The organism is Lederbergia ruris (assembly GCF_018332955.1).
In the GTDB taxonomy this organism is placed as follows: Bacteria; Bacillota; Bacilli; order Bacillales; family Bacillaceae_C; genus Lederbergia; species Lederbergia ruris.
In genome coordinates, this window is record NZ_BORB01000002.1 from 144,276 (window position 1) to 162,090 (window position 17,815).

The window sequence follows — 17,815 nt, forward strand, 5'->3', positions numbered from 1 at the left end:
CCGTTTGAGAAGTGGGTTAGAGAGCAATATGCCTCTGTATCCTAGAACCCCACTGCTTTAGCGGTGGGAGTTGTCAGAAGGCTATGATGAAGAAACCATTGATAAAATAGCGCAAATGAATACACATTCCTATAACGGCAGCCAGTTAGAGGAACTTCGGGAATTAGCTGCGGAAAACAAGAAAAGGTTATGGATGTCTGAATATGGAACAGGCGGGACAGAACCACATAATCATGATGATATGAGCAGTGTAATGGAACTGGCAGAGCGGATTATTTTTGATTTGCGCTTGCTACAACCTGCTGCTTGGATCTATTGGCAAGCGGTCGAGGATGAAAGCGCAAAAAATAATTGGGGATTTATTCACTCTGATTTTCGCGGGGAAGAAAATTATGATTTGACCAAGCAATATTATGCCATGGGGAATTTCAGCCGCTTTATTCGACCAGGAAGTACCATCATCAAGACGGATAATGGATATTCTGTTGCAGCTTATGATCAGAAGACCAAGCAGCTTACGATTGTGGTTAGAAATCAACATTCAGAAGAGGAACTCGAGTATGACTTAAGCGCTTTTCGGTTTGATACTAAGTTCGCAGACGTATATGAAACAACCATACAAAAGAATCTAGAAAAATCGCAAATTCCCGTTTATCATAATGGTTTTAAAATTTCATTGGATAAACAGTCCGTGACAACAATCGTTTTATCTAATGTAGAAATAAAATAATATCTTTCATTGAAACCGGTACCAAAATTAAGGGATCTGTTTATGAAAATAAAAGTATTTATTTATGATATTCTATAGTAAATATGGAATGCGTTTCCAATAAAGACGAGGTAAAAAGCTGATATGAAAAAGAAAAATATAACCATTTATGACATTGCTAAAGTGGCGAATGTATCGCCAACAACGGTTTCAAGGGTTCTCACGGGGAATCCATTAGTAAAGGAAAGTACTCGAAAGCGCGTACTTGAAAAAATGGAAGAGCTTGAGTTTACGCCGAATGAAGCAGCAAGAAGTTTAACGAAAAAGCAAACGAATATGATTGGCTTTATTTTGCCGGATATTACCAACCCGTTTTTCTCCCAAACCTATATTGGGGTTGAGAGGAAGGCTTTTGAACAAGGTTATACGATTCTGCTTAGGAATTCCATGAATAGCAGGGAAATGGAATCAGCCCATTTGCGTGAGTTTGTAGAAAGACGAGTCGAATGCATCGTTTTTATGGGAGGACGTATTAATAAATCAGAACCCACAGAAGAAGAAATTGTGGAAATGAAAGAAGTGATGAAGCGGGTCCCTCTTATTATGGTGAATGGTCAGATGGAAGGTGTTGATTGTCATACGATTAGGACGGATGAGGAAGAGGGAATGAGATCAATTATCCATCATCTCGTTTCCCTTGGCCACAAAGATATTAGTTTAATTGGGGGAGAGGAAGGCGTTTCAACCGCAGACATTAAAGCTAAAGCATTTCAAGAAGAGTTAGAGAACAACAATTTAGAATTTCACAATGAATGGCAGATTTATTCGGGATTTGGAATCGACGATGGTAGAGTTGCAATGAAACGTCTGCTAACAAATAAAAAACTGCCTACCGCTATTGTTGGGATCAACGATATGGTGATTTATGGGGCATTGAAAGAATGTCGGGAGCATAAAGTATCGATCGATCATTTTTCATTCGTTGGCTATGATGATATTTTTCCATCTGATATCGTTCACCCAAGTCTTACAACGGTCAACCACAATTATGAGGTTTTAACGTCTGAAATTATCGAGGTTATAAAGAAAATCATTGAAAAGAAGGATACTGAAAAAGAAATTTTAATCGATACAAAATTAATTATTAGAGAATCAAGTTTTGAGAATAACCAAGGAAAGTAAAATACTACTAGATTCGTTAAAGGATGCCTGACTACTATGAAAAAGATGAATGAATTTGCGATTAAAGATGAATTTTTATTAAATGGTGAGACAGTTAAAATCATTTCGGGAGCTCTTCACTATTTTAGAGTTGTTCCCGAATACTGGCGAGATCGGCTCGAAAAGCTAAAAGCAATGGGGTGTAATACGGTTGAGACATATGTGCCATGGAATGTGCATGAGCCTAAAAAAGGAATGTTTAATTTTAAAGGTATGTACAATATTGCTGAATTTATCTCGATTGCTCAAGAATTAGATTTATGGGTGATTATTCGCCCTTCGCCCTATATTTGTGCGGAATGGGAATTTGGCGGATTGCCTGCATGGCTATTAAAAGATGAAAATATGCGGATTCGCTGCCATTATGAGCCGTTTTTACAGCATGTCGACGAATATTTTCAGGTTTTATTTGAACAGTTAGTTCCTTTACAAGTAAATTATGGCGGCCCGATTATCATGATGCAAGTTGAAAATGAGTACGGTGGATATGGAAATGATAAGCAATATATGCGTGCTGTTGCGAATATGATGCTGGAAAAGGGATGTGTTGTTCCGTTAGTGACATCAGATGGTCCTTGGCATGATATGCTAGAAAATGGATCTATTCAAGAACTGGCCTTTCCAACGGTAAATTGCGGATCTAATTTAAAAGGGCATTTTAAAAAGCTAAAGGAATTTAATAACGGGACAGGCCCGTTAATGGTGATGGAGTTCTGGATTGGCTGGTTTGATGCTTGGGGAGATGCTGAACATCATACAAGAGATGAGAAGAGTGCGGCCCAGGAATTAAAGGACGTCTTAGAGGTAGGGCATGTGAACTTTTACATGTTCCATGGTGGCACCAATTTTGGCTTTATGAGTGGTGCGAATTATTATGAAAAATTATTACCGGATACGACTTCCTATGACTATGATGCGCCTTTAACAGAATGGGGCGATACAACCCCTAAATATGAGGCCTTTAAACAGGTCATATCAGAAACAACTAAGATTCCAGAGGTAGCATTTTCCACTGAAATTATTAAAAAAGAGTATGGGGAGGTCCAATGTAAGAATCGAGTATCTCTATTTGAGACATTAGATTCTCTTTCTGAGCCAATTTACTCCGATTACACATTGCCGATGGAAAAATTGGATCAAAATTACGGTTATATTTTATATAGAACAAATATTGGGAAGAAGAGAAAAATTGAGGATTTTCGCTTAGTCAATGCGAATGACCGCGCCCATGTCTATATTAATCAAGAACTGAAATGTACAAAATATGATCTGGAACTTCCTGTGCAGGAGTCTTTTGAATTAACGGCGGAGGAAAATACATTAGATATTCTTGTTGAAAATATGGGAAGAGTCAATTACTCGATTAAAATGGAAGAACAACGAAAAGGGATCAAAAATGGTGTAGTTATCAACGGAGCATACCAAAGTGAATGGCAACACTATCCACTCCCTTTAGATAATATCGATCAGGTTGATTTTAGCAAAGAGTTTAAAGAAGGAAGCGCAGCATTTCATCAATTTCAGTTTGAGGTCGAAGAGATCCACGATACCTTTTTAGATTTTCAAGGCTGGGGCAAGGGTGTTGCATTTGTGAATGGATTTAACCTTGGCCGCTTTTGGAAGATCGGACCACAGAAAAAACTATATATTCCAGGGCCATTATTAAAAAAAGGATTGAACGAAATCATTTTGTTTGAAACAGAAGGGATTTATCAAGATAAAATCTACTTAACGGATAAACCGGGATCCTGAGGGTTAGCGCTTCATATCGAGGAGAACACCAGATCGTTTTCGGAATATAAGATTACCGGGAAAATATGGAGAAAAAGTAAAAAAGTGATGGAGAAGCCCCTCCTTAAAATAAAAAACAACTAGTAAAATAGAGGGAGAAAGACACATAGGTCTTTCAGTACGGGAATTTTGTGTTGTTTTTTACTAGAATAAAAGTATTGTACTTTGGTAAAAAGATGAATATTCAATATTTTAGGAAAAGGAGGGATTCGTATGAGTCAGGTGGATCCGAAAAACCCAAATGAGGGCGAAGAGAATCCAGAGGAACAGGGGTCAATGGATAGTAATGAAGTAAACAAGAATGAAGACAGCCACAACGAACCAAAAGAGAACATTGAAAATGCTCAAGAAACAAATGAAGCGAAGAATCGTCAGAATTCGACGGAGAGCAATCTTACTGTTGAAGAGTCCTCTCAACAATCAGGTAGCCATGCGAAAACATCATCAGGTTTGGATGAAAATATTGCGGCGTTGATTTCATACATTGGTGGATTTGTAACAGGCATCATCTTTTTCTTTTTAGAGAAGGACAATAAATTTATTCGTTTCCATGCGTTACAGTCGACGATTTTAACGGTAGCATGGTTAATTATTAAATATGTATTGGGCCATATTCCATTTATTGGCTGGTTGCTTGTTTTTCTAGTAAATGGCCTCACATTGGCCCTATGGATTGTTTGCATGGTAAAAGCTTACCAGAAACAAACATTTAAAATTCCGGTTATTGGAGATTTAGCTGATCAATACAAATGATAGTTTCATAGACACGACAAAGAATTGGCTAGTTTTTTGATTTTAATCCTTTTATAGCTCCTTTCGTGTGCAATCCTGAGCTGATCCAGTTCAATTTGCGTGTACGAATGGAGCTATTTGTTATATTTTGGCTAAATTTACTAGAAGATATTGGTTTGTACGAAAGAGCGGTGGCAATCCTTTCCTTTTTCTCCCTTTTTATGCCAAAAAAAATCAAAAAGATGTGACGATTCTTGCATTTCAAATTGACTGTTTGCTCAAGGAGGTCTATCATTTAATATGTATAACTCAGGAAAGGCGGATGGATATGGAGGTAACAAAAAGTATATACGGTTATTTAGGAGATACACCCGTATATTCCTACACCATGAAAAATGTACATGGCGTGGAAGTCACTTGCATTGATTATGGATGTATCATTACCAAAATGGTAACGCCGGATCGTGAAGGGCGCTTAGAGAATATCGTTCTCGGATATGATCAGCTTGATGGATATGTCCAAGATACTGCTAACTTTGGTTGTGTAGTGGGGCGTATTGCTGGAAGGATAAGAGGGGCTACCTTTTCTTTAGACGAGAAGACGTACGATCTTGCCAAAAATGAAAATGGCAATCACCTTCATGGTGGTGAAAAGGGGTTCGGAAAAGTTCTTTGGAATTCTTCCTATGAAGAAGATATTAATCAAGCGAAAGTGCATTTTGCTTATTTTAGCCGTGATGGAGAAGAAGGCTATCCAGGAAACCTTGCAATGAGAGTCACATATACTCTTACGAATGATAATGAGTTTATGATTCATTATTCTGGAAAGGCGGATGCAAAAACGGTTCTCAATGTGACAAACCACTCTTATTTTAATTTAAGTGGAGATTTAAAGAGAGATATTCTTGATCATTCCCTTACGATGAAAAGTGACCAATTTTTGGAATTAGATGAAGAGTTACTACCAACAGGTACATTCATTGACGTTGAAGGGACAGCTTTTGACTTTCGTGAAGGACAACCTATTAAAAACGGAGTGGTGTCCACTCATCCACAAAATAAACTTGTCGGTGGTGGCTATGATCATCCCTTCCTACTAAAAAATAATCATTGTGATGAAATTATTCTTGCGGATCCTGAAAGTGGACGCACGCTTACAGTCGAAACAGATGAAGTAGGGGTTGTCGTGTATACAGCGAATCAATTGGAGGAAGAAGGCGAGATTTTGGGTGTTCCAGCCCGTAAACATTTGGGAATTTGTTTAGAAACACAAGGACTACCAGATGCTGTGAATCAACCTGAATTCCCATCCTGGGTTTTAGAGAAAAACAAACCATTTTCATCCGTGACGAAATACTATTTTGGTCTACTTGATGAATAAACATAAAAGTATTATTTGTGAAACCGCCACTGAGTGGTTTCCCTTTCGCAAACGAATGGTTCCGCTTACAAAATAGAATACATAATTTAAAAAGAAGTTCATATGGAGATTGCTTAAATCTATGATTATTCCAAAATCCTAAGATTTTTTACTACATAAACTCGATTACTCACGAGGAGGAAAATGGATGGAGTCACTCGATATTAAAGAACTAGCGAATCAGTTAAAAGAAAACGTCCAAAAGGTCATAGTAGGAAAGGATGAGACCATTGATTTGCTTCTAGTTGCCCTTATTTCCTCAGGCCATGTTTTGCTAGAAGACGTACCTGGAACCGGAAAGACGTTAATGGCCAAAACATTGGCTAAGTCTTTGTCCTGCTCTTTTAAAAGGATCCAGTTTACTCCTGATCTATTACCGTCTGATGTCACAGGGATCCACTTTTACAATCAGAAACGAGGAGAATTTGAATTTCGGTCCGGTCCTATTTTTACGAATATTGTACTAGCAGATGAAATTAACCGTGCTACCCCCAGAACGCAATCAAGTTTACTAGAATGTATGGAAGAAAGACAAACAACGATTGATGGAGAAACTCATCTTTTGGATCGCCCTTTTATGGTAATCGCTACGCAAAACCCACTAGAAAGCCAAGGGACTTTTCCTTTACCGGAAGCACAGTTGGATCGTTTTTTATTGAAGATTCATTTAGGCTACCCGACGAAAGACGAGGGGCTCGCCATTCTAAAACGATTTAAAGAAAGAAATCCGGCTGAAGAGATTGAGGCTGTGGCAGACCGAGAGACTATTTTGCAAGCTCAACAGCTTTATCACCAAGTCCATGTGAGTGAAGATCTTTATCGTTATATAGTGGATATTATTGAAAGAACAAGAACCCATGAACATATTGCTCTAGGGGTGAGCCCGCGTGGGAGCCAAGCCTTACTCAAAGCAGTACAGGCCTATGCAGCGATTAAGGGAAGAGCATACGTGATCCCGGATGATATAAAGGCAGTAGTCAAGCCGGTGTTAGGACATCGGATCATCTTAACCCAAATGAAGCGTGTAGGAGAAAATCAAGCGAATGACATTTTAGATGAAATTTTACGAGAAATTCCTGTGCCGACAGAGGAAAATATCGGGAAAGGCCTCGTTTCCAAATGAATATTGCTTGGTTTATCGTCATGACGATTGTCATTATTATTGGGCAAATATTTGTATTTGATCGTTGGGGGCTTACGAAAATTCACTATCGTCGTTCCTTTAGCAAGGAGGCAGTTTTTACAGGTGAGAGCATTGAAATGGTCGATGAAATAGCGAATAAAAAATTGTTACCTGTACCCTGGCTGCGGCTAGAGTCAAAAATTGATGCCAATCTGCAATTTCAGAAACGTTCTAATTTGGATAATGAGGTGCATGCTGGTGGTGACTTTCATCGCACGCTTTTTAGTCTAATGCCTTATCAACAAGTAAGAAGAAGACAAATGTTAACGTGTCAAAAGAGGGGACATTACCGCTTTGAAACGGTCTCTTTAACAACCGGTGATATATTTGGATTTGGCCAAGTTTTCAAAAGTGTTCCCTCAAAAGCGGAAATAATTGTGTATCCCCGTTTGGTTTCAATCGATGATATTCCATTGCCCACTCATAGTTGGTTAGGAGATGTCGTAGTTCGTCGTTGGATCATGGAAGATCCATTTTTGATTGCGGGAGTTCGGGAATATAGTGCGGGAGATCCATTGAATACAATTAATTGGAAGGCAACGGCAAGAGCGCAGGCAATGCAGGTTAGTCAAAAGGATTTTTCTGCAGATCATCATTTAATGATATATGTGAATTTCAATCAAACAGAGGATATATGGCGGCCGATTGTGGATGAGCCCTTAATGGAAAAGGCAATATCCTATGCTGCCTCTATCGCTCAATATGCGCTTGATAATGGGATTGATACGGGGTTTGGGTGTAATAGTTATTTTAACGAAATGGATAAACAGCCGATCCGCATTGACCCAGCCAATGGTGGACAGCACTTGCTGTATTTACTCGAAACAATGGCGAAGTTAAAGATTGGTTCCAGCACATATTTTGATTTTTTTCTCAAAGATGAACTAGAGCGAGAAATAGAGGGGACGGATATTTTAATCATTACCGCGATTGTGACAAAGAAAATGAATGAATATATAAAGCAATTAGAAGCTCGTGGGAATTCTGTGGAAATCCTTGAATTAGGCCCACAGGACGTGGATCAAAACGGCGTTGCGCCAGGACGGCGCGAACCTAGCCGTTTATCCACTTGATCTGAACATCCCATTAAAACAAGCAAATTAGTGAGGGAAAGGAGATGAACGTGATGAAGCAATTAAGGACCTCCTTTTACCATGGAATGATTGAGTTATTACTTGCCTTTCCACTTGTCTTAATGGCAGGTGTACTTCTCGTAGGGACTGAAAAACTATGGGGTTGGCTTTTTAGTTTATGGGGCTTATTTTTCCTTGGGATTGTACTGCGATCTGTATGGCCACAGAAAAAATGGTGGTTTTATATATTGCTAGCGATTGGCCTTGAGCTTCTGCCTACATGGCTCTTTTCAGACATCTGGTATATACAAATATTGCTAGTGATTATTCAGGGCGTGGTGGTCTTTAGGGGCTTGACTTATTTAGGGAATTCATCGGCGCTGCCGCTTCTTTTTATGTGGTACGGTGGGTTGCTTATTTATTTTGCTAGTTATTTTCTGTTTCGCTATCATTCTCTCTTTCAACCGTATTTAACCGTGTTTTCCATTTGCGGTGTTGGATTAGTTGGCATCATTTTATTCGTTTCGAATGATGAAACGTTGAAATCCTCAACTTTATCGCAAGAGCAAAAACCTTTTATTAGTCGCACGATCCAAAGTCAAAATCGTCTTTTTTTGCTGGGAACATTTCTTGTTATTCTGGCGATCTCTAATTTCGGGAAAATTCGTGAATGGCTCTGGGATGGTTTTAGGGCAATGATGGGTTTTATCTTTAGACAATCAGCGGAAAAGGAACTCGAACCAATGATGGAAGAGAGGGCTCCTGCCTCACCGGTGATGCCTGATCTCCCAGCTGGAGAAAAGTCTGCTTTCGCTGAATTTCTAGATATGATGATGACGTATATCGCCTATGTTGTCGTCGGTGTCATTCTCATCCTAGCCTTATTATTATTAATCAAAAAAGTACGTCAACATCTTCTCAAGCTTTTTCGTAAATTGATTGCCAAGGTTAAGGAAATTTTTAGTCGTACATCAATGGATAGGGAAACGGAGCAATACATAGATGAGAAGGAGAGTCTTTTTGATTGGCAAGAATGGAGAAGAGAACAGCAGGCAAAGGCAAAGAATATGATGAGACACTTATTCAATCGCGAAGTGCGCTACGAGTCGCTTTCGAACCAAGAAAAAGCGCGATTCATTTATCGAAAGCTAGTAGAGCTGCACGGTAAAGACATGGACATCGATGTTTCTATGACGCCGCGTGAGGTGCTTAAAAAACTAAGTCATGAACAAAACTTGGATTTAGTAAGAGAGGCTTATGAACAAGTAAGATATGGTGATCAAGACATCGAGGTGCAAACCTTGCAAACTATTTATAAGTATTTAAAGTGAAGTTTCATCGAGTTGGGACAATCTTCATTTTTTGAAAATGGGGATTATTGACTGATAGGGTTATTTTTGACACATTTGGTAGCTCGCATTATACTACATAATGATTGTGAAAGGGAAAACAATAGCTAAGGGAAGTAGTATATGAAAAAGAAGTATATTTGGCTTGGAGCTGCAATTCTAGTTTGTCTCGCCATATTCGTGACAACTGCATTACCCGTATCAACAGGCGGTCAGACGAAACTTCTGATTTTGCAGTTATTGCCGATATCAGAGGAAGTAGCAGCCCATGTAAACTTTCTATTCCGAAAGTTAGTCCACTTGACAGCATTTGGCTTTCTCGCCATTTTATTCTACAATAGTTTTGAGAAAAATAGATTTCTACGGGCATGGATGATCACAACAAGTTATGCGGCAACAGATGAGATTCATCAAGCTTTCATTCCTGACAGAACAGGTTCGTTATGGGATGTAGGCTTGGATTCACTTGGTGCATTCCTCGCTTTGTTGGCCCTGCAATTTCTGCAAAAATATGTAGTGAGACGGAAGAAAGGATGACAACATGATGGAACCTTTATTTTTACAACCTGTTTTTCAAGAAAGAATTTGGGGCGGCACGGCCCTGAAAACGCAATTTGGCTATGAGATCCCATCTGACCATACGGGAGAATGCTGGGCTATTTCTGCCCATCCAAATGGTCCTTCTATTATTAAAAATGGGCGATTTGCCGGCAAAACATTAATTGAACTTTGGGAAGAGCAACCGGAACTATTTGGAAACCATCCGACAAAGGTATTTCCGCTCCTGACGAAAATTTTAGATGCAAATACAGATTTATCTGTGCAAGTCCATCCAGATGATGAGTATGCCAATGTTCATGAAAATGGCGAGCTTGGTAAGACGGAATGCTGGTATATTATTGATTGTAAAGAGGGAGCAGAGCTGATATACGGGCATACTGCGAAAACAAAAGAGGATTTCATTAGTATGATTGAGAAGGATGAATGGGATCAGTTGCTTCGCCGCGTGAAAATTAAACCAGGTGATTTCTTTTATGTTCCAAGTGGCACGATTCATGCATTAGGAGAAGGAACACTCGTGCTTGAAACACAGCAAAGTTCTGATACCACCTATCGATTATATGATTATGGCCGAGTTGGACAAGATGGGAAGACACGTGAACTACATATTGATCAATCGATCGCTGTTGCTACAATTCCACATAAAAATGCCGATGTTCAAGAAGCGATTAGCAAAGTACCTGGAGCTGAAATTACGACTTTCGTGGAAGCGGAATATTTCACAGTCTATAAATGGGAAGTTGATGGAAAGGCTATTTTTGATCAAGACAAACCATTCATGCTCGTTAGTGTTATAGAGGGTGAAGCAGACATGATGGTGCATGGCCAATTTTATCCGATTCAAAAAGGGGACCACTTTATTTTACCTGCTGAAATAGAAGCGATTGAATTAGATGGAAAGGCACAACTGATTGTCTCGCATGTGTAATAAGAAACAGCGCAGAAGGGCGTTCCTCATGGGGGGACGCCCTTCTGGATATCGTGAAGAACTCGACCAAAGTTCAAATGTAGTAGTCCTGTTTATTTTAATGCCCTTACTAAAAGTGGTTGCATATCTGTGTAAATTTCGTCAAATTGGGAAATAGGGAGTGGGTTTTGGCCAAACCCTAACTCGATTGTAAAGCCTGGTCTGCGGAATTCTTGGATAAACCAATCCTTGTAGCCTACAAAGCTATCAACATATTGGACGGCTTCATAGCCACTTGCTGCAGCAAAATCCTGGGCAAGTGCAGCAGATTCAGCCGGTTCCATACCTTCATATCCCCAATAAATTTCTTTGCCTTGTGTGTGCAAAGAAAGAAGACGATCAAATCCTTCTCGTAAAGCTGACTGGGCCATGGCTTTCGTCTCTGGTTCACTAATCGGAGTAAGCCCGAGAAAATCACGAGGGCCGGGTTTAGTAGGTTTTCTTTTCTTTTCAAACTCCCAGTTGGCAGGAAATTGTTTATTTAAATCTACCCCGCGAATATTTGCTTTCCAGCCAGAAAAGTCCGTAAGGCCATTATTCAACGTAATTAATTGTTTTTCCAAATCTTTAGGGGGGCCATTTAATACTAGGTCTACCCCATCCGGATTGACCATCGGAATGGCGAAAAGCTGTGATTGGTCATAAAGAGAAAGAGCTTGAACACCACTGATCTCTTGGTCATCTACGAGAGCCCGTAAATAATCATTTAAAAATTGCATCAATATACAAGTTGTGATCCATTCATTCGCATGAAAGGAGGCGTTGATCTGTATTTTTCTCTTGCCTTTTCCAATCTGTAGTTCATATAAGGGGTTGTTAAGAACACTGTTCCCGATCTGACGTTTCTGCAAAAAAGGATAATATTCCAAAAGAGCCCTTATATCCAAATTGAGTTGAGTAAAATCATAATGAACTTTTGGATCGACTATATTTTGGGTGATCCGCGAGGGAATAAGAAGTTTTTCACCTATTGAAAGATCTGTTGACTGATTTACAAGGAGTAAAGCATCCTGTTCAAGTTGGTACGATTTTGCAAGTCCCGATATTGTATCTCCATGCCGAATGATATGCGAGCTTATCGTATATCCGGGAATATGGACGGTTTGACCTACCCGAAGTTGTTCCACATTACGATCTGAATTGGAGTCGACGATTAGAACAAGGGGGATGGAGAATAATTGACTGTAATATTCGAGTGTATCCCCAGAGCGAACTTGTATTTCCATAAGACTTCCCTCCAAAAACATTCATCATATTAGATATATGAGATCTATTATAAAACATGACAGATGTGCTATCTGTAAAATTTTACTAGCCGCTTTTTTCTCCTATTCGCTTCCCAATGAAAATTCACCTTCAAATATTTCTCCTAACACTAAAGCAGCTGCGCCATTGGCTGTGGCAAAAACGCCTTGTTTGGAACAAAAGATTTCCGTATCTCTCGCTTGTTTGGTCAGTGCTTTACTTGCAATTGTTTCTTTTATTTTTGGCAAGATAAATGCTTTTGCTTGGGCAACACCACCACCGATAATAATTTTAGTTGAATTCAAAATATGAATAAGATTGGTTAAGCCGATGCCAATATAGACGCCTGTTTTTTCTAGAATTTCTACAGCTAATTGATCCCCAGCAAGAGCGGCTTCATACACCAACTTCCCATCTATATTCCCGCCATCTTTGGCAGCCATGGTTTTTAGAATTGTGTGCTGTCCTTGCTCAAGCAATTGTTGTGCCTCTCTTCCAATCGCCGGACCAGAAATAAGCGTCTCCCAACACCCATAGCTACCACAAGAACATGGTTTTCCATGAATATCAATCGTCATATGGCCTATTTCTCCAGCAAGATCATGTTCCCCATGAAAAAGCTTTCCGTTTAAGATAATCCCAGCTCCAACTCCACGCCCTATATTGAGAACAGCCATATTGTCATGATTCTTTCCATTTGAGAACCAATATTCTCCGAAAGCCATTGCCCGTACATCATTATCTACTTTGACGTGAAGGTCAAACCTTTCCTCTAGTTCATCCTTTAAAGGAATCTCATGCAGATTTAAACCAGGCGCATAGACACTGATCCCTGTTTCTATATCCACTACCCCATGCATGCCAATCCCAATCCCAATCAATTCTTTATCTTGATGGAGATGAATAAGTTTCGTAATCGTATTTTCAATTAATTTAAGCAAGGAATCCTTGGAAATAGATAAAGGGATAGGGGCTTCCAATTTTTCAATGATCGATCCCGATAAGTCGACAAGCACAGCGCGAATCATTTTTGTCCCAATATCGAGTCCAATAATATGATAATGAGTCTGATCAATGATCAGCATGGTTGGCTTTCTCCCACCAACAGATTCGCCTTGCTCACTCTCGATTACGAGACCCGAAGCAATCAGTTCATTCACAAGATTACTTACGGTAGGTGGAGTTAATTTTGTTTGTTTGGCAATCGTGGCTCGGGAAATGGGGCCCTCCGTGCGAATTTTATTTAAAATAATCGTGCGATTTAACGATTTCATCCATTTAAAACTTCCTTTTTTCATTGTGTCAAATCCTTTCTTTTAAATAGGGGCTCATACTATCTAGAGAGGAAAAACGGATGTTTTTATCAGTTTGTTCCTCCTTCAGGTTTCAGAAAATTAACGTTGCAAAAATGTTATTTTTATAATAACATATAAAGTAAGTTAAATTAATTAATAAAGTTTTTCGGGGATTAAATTTTAAAAAATAAAGAGGTGACCGTTTTGGAAAATCTAGTGAAGTTAAAGCAGGAATTTGAAAAAGTATATGGGGATAGCGAAAATGTGCGCGTTTTCTTTGCTCCGGGACGTGTTAATTTAATTGGAGAGCATACAGACTATAATGGTGGTCATGTTTTTCCATGTGCTTTAGATGTGGGGACAACGGCTTTAGTGAAAGAAAGAAATGATCAGACGCTAAGATTTTACTCGATGAATTTTGCTGAAAAAGGTGTTATAGAAGCGAATGTAAATGAACTTGGTTATAAGAAAAGTGATGATTGGGTGAATTATCCAAAAGGGGTGATTGATACCTTTCAGAAAGCCGGTCATAAACTTTCAAATGGTTTAGATATCTTGTATTTTGGCGATATCCCGAATGGCGCTGGTCTCTCTTCCTCTGCGTCGCTTGAACTTGTTACATCTGTGATGATCAATGAATTATTTGGTTTTCAAGTGGAAATGCTCGATATGGTGAAGTACTCGCAAAAGGCGGAAAATGAATTTGTCGGTGTGAATTGCGGAATTATGGATCAGTTTGCAAGTGGGATGGGGAAGAAAGATCATGCGGTTCTCTTAGATTGTCAGACACTTGAATATCATTACACGCCTTTCCGTTTGGAGGATTATGCTTTAGTTATTGCGAATACAAATAAAAGTCGCGGATTAGCAGACTCCAAATATAATGAACGTCGCGCGGAATGTGAGCGTGCTTTAAAACAACTGCAAAAAGAATTAGATATCCAATCACTAGGGGATTTAACGGTAGACGAATTTGAAGCTCATAAATATTTGATTGAAAATGAAACAGACCGCAAACGGGCGAAACATGCCGTTTCCGAAAATGCCCGGACTTTGGTAGCCGTGGACAAACTGAATGAAGGAGACCTTGCTGCTTTTGGAAAATTGATGAGTGCTTCCCATCTATCTTTACGAGATGATTATGAAGTGACTGGGAAAGAATTGGATACGCTTGTAGAAGCAGCTTGGAATGAAGATGCCTTAGGAGCACGAATGACTGGAGCTGGCTTTGGTGGTTGCACGATCAACCTCGTGAAGAAAACCGATCTTGATACTTTCATCGAAAATGTTGGTGCAAGCTATGAAGAAGCGACAGGAATGAAGGCAGACTTTTACACGGTTGCCATCGGTGATGGTGCAAGAGAACTGCGGTGACACGCACGAAGCGAATAATATCGAATGATATTTTAATAGGAGGGGAAATAGATGGCGATTTTAGTATGTGGTGGTGCAGGGTATATTGGCAGTCATGCAGTGGCGCAGTTGCTGGCACAAGATGAAGATGTGGTTGTAGTGGATAATTTGCAAAAGGGGCATAAAGAAGCTTTATTAGATGGGGCCAAGTTTTACAATGGGGACATAAGAGATTTGGCGTTTTTAGATCAAGTTTTCACGGAAAATAAGATAGAAGCTGTGATGCATTTTGCAGCTAACTCTCTTGTAGGGGAAAGTGTGGAGATCCCGCTAGACTATTATGATAATAATGTTGGCGGAGCGCTCTCCTTATTACAAACGATGAAGAAGCATAAGGTAGACAAAATTGTATTCTCCTCCACAGCCGCGGTCTTTGGAGAACCTACAGAGATTCCAATTCCTGAGACAGCGATGACAGATCCAACTAATCCTTATGGGGAAACAAAGTTGGCAATCGAGAAAATGTTGAAATGGACAGAAGCAGCTCATGGCATTCATTATGTCGTTTTACGTTATTTTAATGTAGCAGGGGCTCATCCTAATGGCATCGTCGGAGAAGATCATGATCCGGAGACTCATCTTATTCCGATCATTTTACAAGTAGCACTCGGAAAACGGAAGGAAATTTCTATTTTTGGAGAGGACTATGATACCCCTGATGGCACATGCATTCGTGACTATATTCATGTCATGGACCTAGTCGATGCTCATCTGCTTGCCATTGAGAAATTACGCAAAACAGGAGAAAGTGGAATTTATAATTTAGGAAATGGAAATGGTTTTAGTGTGAAGGAAGTGATTGAAGTAGCACGAAAAGTAACAGAAAAAGAAATTCCCGCTGTTGTCGCCCCAAGACGTGCCGGTGATCCTGCTAGACTTGTCGCATCTTCTGAAAAGGCGAAAAAAGAACTTGGGTGGAAGCCACAACATGCTTCATTGGAATCCATGATCCAAAGTGCTTGGGATTGGTTTGTTGAACATCCTAATGGCTACGAAAAATAAGTGTTGGTGAACAAATGGAACATCAGGTGAGGGACAATCTCACCTGATTTCTCTAAAGGACGGAAAAAAATATCGCCTTATGTAGAAAAAGGTGATCAGCCGTTCAAAACAGAAAGAGGAGGTCGCTTGATGAATATCTATTCCGCATTGGACCAACTAATCCAGTATGGCTTGAAGAAAAAGCTAATTGAAAAATGGGATGTTGACTTTGTGCGTAATCAGTTGCTGCAAGCCCTTGATTTAGAGGATTGGGACGCAGATACAACGTCAACAGAGACAGATTCCATAGAGGAGTCTCCTGTGCATATTTTGGCGAACATTTTAGATTGGGCAGCTGAAAACGGAAAATTGGAGCATAATACCGTCACGTTTCGAGATTTACTTGACACAAAATTAATGGGTACTTTCATTGCCAGACCTTCCACCATTATCCGTAACTTCTATTCGATTTATAAAGAAGAAGGACCTCAGAAAGCAACGGAATATTTTTATCAATTGGCAAAGGATTCTCATTATATTCGAACCGACCGAATTGCCAAAAATGAACATTGGTTTTCTGCGACTCCTTATGGTGATGTAGAAATAACGATTAATTTATCAAAGCCTGAAAAAGATCCGGTCGCGATTTCAGCAGAAAGAACAAAAAAGACGTCTAGTTATCCAAAATGTTTATTATGTAAAGAAAACATGGGGTATTCCGGAAGAGTGGATCATCCAGCTCGCCAAAATCACCGGATTATCCCAGTGGAATTAGAAGGAGAACAATGGTATTTACAATATTCTCCTTATGTTTATTATAACGAGCATGCGATCGTTTTCTCTGGGGAACATGTTCCTATGAAAATATCAAAGCATGGTTTTAGTCGTTTATTAGCCTTTGTCGAACAGTTTCCACATTATTTTGTCGGTTCCAATGCTGATTTACCAATTGTCGGTGGTTCAATCTTAAGTCATGACCACTTCCAAGGGGGAAACCATATCTTTCCGATGGCGAAGGCAGAAATGGAATATACTTTTTCCTTTGGAGGCTATGAAGGAGTCGAAGCGGGAATTGTCCGCTGGCCAATGTCTGTTATTCGTTTAAGAGGGAAGGATCGCCAGCAAATAGCGGAATTAGCTGATTATGTTTTGAAACGTTGGCAAAATTATAGTGACCCAACAGTGGATATCATCGCTGCAACAGACGGAGTTCCTCATAATACGATCACTCCGATTGTTCGCCGTTCGGGGGAAGATTATGAATTTGATCTTGTCTTACGAAATAATCGAACAAATGAAAGACATCCATTAGGGATTTTTCATCCACATGATGAGGTTCACCATATTAAAAAGGAAAATATTGGTTTAATTGAAGTAATGGGGCTTGCGGTTTTGCCAGGCCGGTTGAAGGATGAGCTTCAACGTGTGGGCGAATATCTTCTTCAACCAAATTATGAAGAAAAATTAAGGGCAGATCAGGTAACAGAGAAACATGCTAACTGGGCTTGTCAGATTAAGACTAACCATTCTGAACTGACCCAAGATAACGTTCAGGCTATCTTACAAGAAGAAGTAGGCCATGTCTTCTCAACCGTATTAGAACACGCCGGAGTATTCAAAAGAACACAAGCAGGAAAACAAGCCTTCCAAAAATTTATCCACACCATAGCTTAAAAGTCAGCCTAGTGCTGGCTTTTTTGTGCCCTCCCGCTCGAAGTTTGTCGAATTTAGTTTTGTTGATTATGTTTAGAAAAACTGAAATAATAATATGGAACTAGTCAATAGGATTGACTTTTTTTTTCTAGATTACTAAGGTAGAAATGTATGATTAACAAGATTGAAAGAAGGAAAGTTTAGTGGTGTTTGACAGCGGTT

Annotated in this window: 15 protein-coding genes; 13 read left to right on the forward strand and 2 right to left on the reverse strand. The window is 39.5% G+C overall.

Annotated features, from left to right (window positions below; translation table 11 throughout):
• Window positions 1-70 precede the first annotated feature (70 nt).
• The 10 genes from KI363_RS02085 to manA all read left to right on the forward strand — a co-directional run bounded on the left by KI363_RS02085 (window position 71) and on the right by manA (window position 10,967).
• On the forward strand, window positions 71-730 hold the full coding sequence (locus KI363_RS02085) for a glycoside hydrolase (RefSeq protein ID WP_158324297.1): 660 nt from the start codon (window positions 71-73) through the stop codon (window positions 728-730).
• Between the two features lie 123 nt (window positions 731-853).
• Window positions 854-1,891: a LacI family DNA-binding transcriptional regulator gene (locus tag KI363_RS02090; protein ID WP_212965237.1), complete on the forward strand. Its 1,038-nt coding sequence runs from the start codon at window positions 854-856 to the stop codon at window positions 1,889-1,891.
• 36 nt (window positions 1,892-1,927) lie between these two features.
• Window positions 1,928-3,682 (forward strand): glycoside hydrolase family 35 protein, encoded by a 1,755-nt coding sequence (locus KI363_RS02095; RefSeq protein WP_306345142.1) that lies wholly within the window; start codon window positions 1,928-1,930, stop codon window positions 3,680-3,682.
• Between the two features lie 252 nt (window positions 3,683-3,934).
• A complete protein-coding gene (locus KI363_RS02100; protein WP_246516703.1) occupies window positions 3,935-4,474 on the forward strand; it encodes a DUF4870 domain-containing protein in 540 nt (179 codons plus the stop codon).
• A gap of 307 nt (window positions 4,475-4,781) precedes the next feature.
• The gene (locus KI363_RS02105; protein WP_158324299.1) at window positions 4,782-5,834 is read left to right on the forward strand and encodes an aldose epimerase family protein; all 1,053 of its coding nucleotides are present in this window, start codon (window positions 4,782-4,784) and stop codon (window positions 5,832-5,834) included.
• Between the two features lie 187 nt (window positions 5,835-6,021).
• Window positions 6,022-6,996 carry an AAA family ATPase gene (locus KI363_RS02110; RefSeq protein ID WP_158324300.1) on the forward strand — a complete coding sequence of 325 codons (975 nt, stop codon included), beginning with the start codon at window positions 6,022-6,024 and terminating at the stop codon, window positions 6,994-6,996.
• A complete protein-coding gene (locus KI363_RS02115) occupies window positions 6,993-8,129 on the forward strand; it encodes a DUF58 domain-containing protein (RefSeq protein ID WP_212965239.1) in 1,137 nt (378 codons plus the stop codon). Before KI363_RS02110 ends, KI363_RS02115 begins: the two co-directional genes overlap by 4 nt.
• Window positions 8,130-8,182: 53 nt before the next feature.
• On the forward strand, window positions 8,183-9,460 hold the full coding sequence (locus tag KI363_RS02120; RefSeq protein WP_212965241.1) for a DUF4129 domain-containing protein: 1,278 nt from the start codon (window positions 8,183-8,185) through the stop codon (window positions 9,458-9,460).
• A gap of 141 nt (window positions 9,461-9,601) precedes the next feature.
• On the forward strand, window positions 9,602-10,015 hold the full coding sequence (locus KI363_RS02125) for a VanZ family protein (RefSeq protein ID WP_212965243.1): 414 nt from the start codon (window positions 9,602-9,604) through the stop codon (window positions 10,013-10,015).
• Window positions 10,016-10,019: 4 nt separating this feature from the next.
• Window positions 10,020-10,967: a mannose-6-phosphate isomerase, class I gene (gene manA, locus KI363_RS02130; protein ID WP_212965245.1), complete on the forward strand. Its 948-nt coding sequence runs from the start codon at window positions 10,020-10,022 to the stop codon at window positions 10,965-10,967.
• 92 nt (window positions 10,968-11,059) lie between these two features.
• On the opposite strand, the gene KI363_RS02135 is transcribed toward manA, so the two are convergent.
• Together KI363_RS02135 and KI363_RS02140 are read right to left on the reverse strand one after the other, a co-directional pair.
• Complete coding sequence (locus KI363_RS02135) at window positions 11,060-12,232, reverse strand: M14 family metallopeptidase (protein WP_158320793.1); 1,173 nt, start codon at window positions 12,230-12,232, stop codon at window positions 11,060-11,062.
• Window positions 12,233-12,334: 102 nt separating this feature from the next.
• The gene (locus KI363_RS02140; protein WP_212965247.1) at window positions 12,335-13,549 is read right to left on the reverse strand and encodes an ROK family transcriptional regulator; all 1,215 of its coding nucleotides are present in this window, start codon (window positions 13,547-13,549) and stop codon (window positions 12,335-12,337) included.
• A gap of 201 nt (window positions 13,550-13,750) precedes the next feature.
• Here KI363_RS02140 and KI363_RS02145 point away from each other — a divergent pair, with 201 nt between their 5' ends.
• From KI363_RS02145 to galT, 3 genes are all read left to right on the forward strand, one after another.
• Window positions 13,751-14,920: a galactokinase gene (locus KI363_RS02145; protein WP_212965249.1), complete on the forward strand. Its 1,170-nt coding sequence runs from the start codon at window positions 13,751-13,753 to the stop codon at window positions 14,918-14,920.
• 51 nt (window positions 14,921-14,971) lie between these two features.
• Window positions 14,972-15,961: a UDP-glucose 4-epimerase GalE gene (gene galE / locus KI363_RS02150; RefSeq protein WP_158320796.1), complete on the forward strand. Its 990-nt coding sequence runs from the start codon at window positions 14,972-14,974 to the stop codon at window positions 15,959-15,961.
• Window positions 15,962-16,090: 129 nt separating this feature from the next.
• Entirely contained in the window at window positions 16,091-17,614 is a 1,524-nt protein-coding gene (gene galT / locus KI363_RS02155) for a UDP-glucose--hexose-1-phosphate uridylyltransferase (RefSeq protein WP_212965251.1), read from the forward strand.
• Window positions 17,615-17,815 lie beyond the last annotated feature (201 nt).

Coding starts and splice junctions, on each gene's coding strand:
- KI363_RS02090 (WP_212965237.1), top strand. CDS start 854: ATGAAAAAGAAAAATATAACCATTTATGACATTGCTAAAGTGGCGAAT.
- KI363_RS02095 (WP_306345142.1), top strand. CDS start 1,928: ATGAAAAAGATGAATGAATTTGCGATTAAAGATGAATTTTTATTAAAT.
- KI363_RS02100 (WP_246516703.1), top strand. CDS start 3,935: ATGAGTCAGGTGGATCCGAAAAACCCAAATGAGGGCGAAGAGAATCCA.
- KI363_RS02105 (WP_158324299.1), top strand. CDS start 4,782: ATGGAGGTAACAAAAAGTATATACGGTTATTTAGGAGATACACCCGTA.
- KI363_RS02110 (WP_158324300.1), top strand. CDS start 6,022: ATGGAGTCACTCGATATTAAAGAACTAGCGAATCAGTTAAAAGAAAAC.
- KI363_RS02115 (WP_212965239.1), top strand. CDS start 6,993: ATGAATATTGCTTGGTTTATCGTCATGACGATTGTCATTATTATTGGG.
- KI363_RS02120 (WP_212965241.1), top strand. CDS start 8,183: ATGAAGCAATTAAGGACCTCCTTTTACCATGGAATGATTGAGTTATTA.
- KI363_RS02125 (WP_212965243.1), top strand. CDS start 9,602: ATGAAAAAGAAGTATATTTGGCTTGGAGCTGCAATTCTAGTTTGTCTC.
- manA (WP_212965245.1), top strand. CDS start 10,020: ATGATGGAACCTTTATTTTTACAACCTGTTTTTCAAGAAAGAATTTGG.
- KI363_RS02135 (WP_158320793.1), bottom strand. CDS start 12,232: ATGGAAATACAAGTTCGCTCTGGGGATACACTCGAATATTACAGTCAA.
- KI363_RS02140 (WP_212965247.1), bottom strand. CDS start 13,549: ATGAAAAAAGGAAGTTTTAAATGGATGAAATCGTTAAATCGCACGATT.
- galE (WP_158320796.1), top strand. CDS start 14,972: ATGGCGATTTTAGTATGTGGTGGTGCAGGGTATATTGGCAGTCATGCA.
- galT (WP_212965251.1), top strand. CDS start 16,091: ATGAATATCTATTCCGCATTGGACCAACTAATCCAGTATGGCTTGAAG.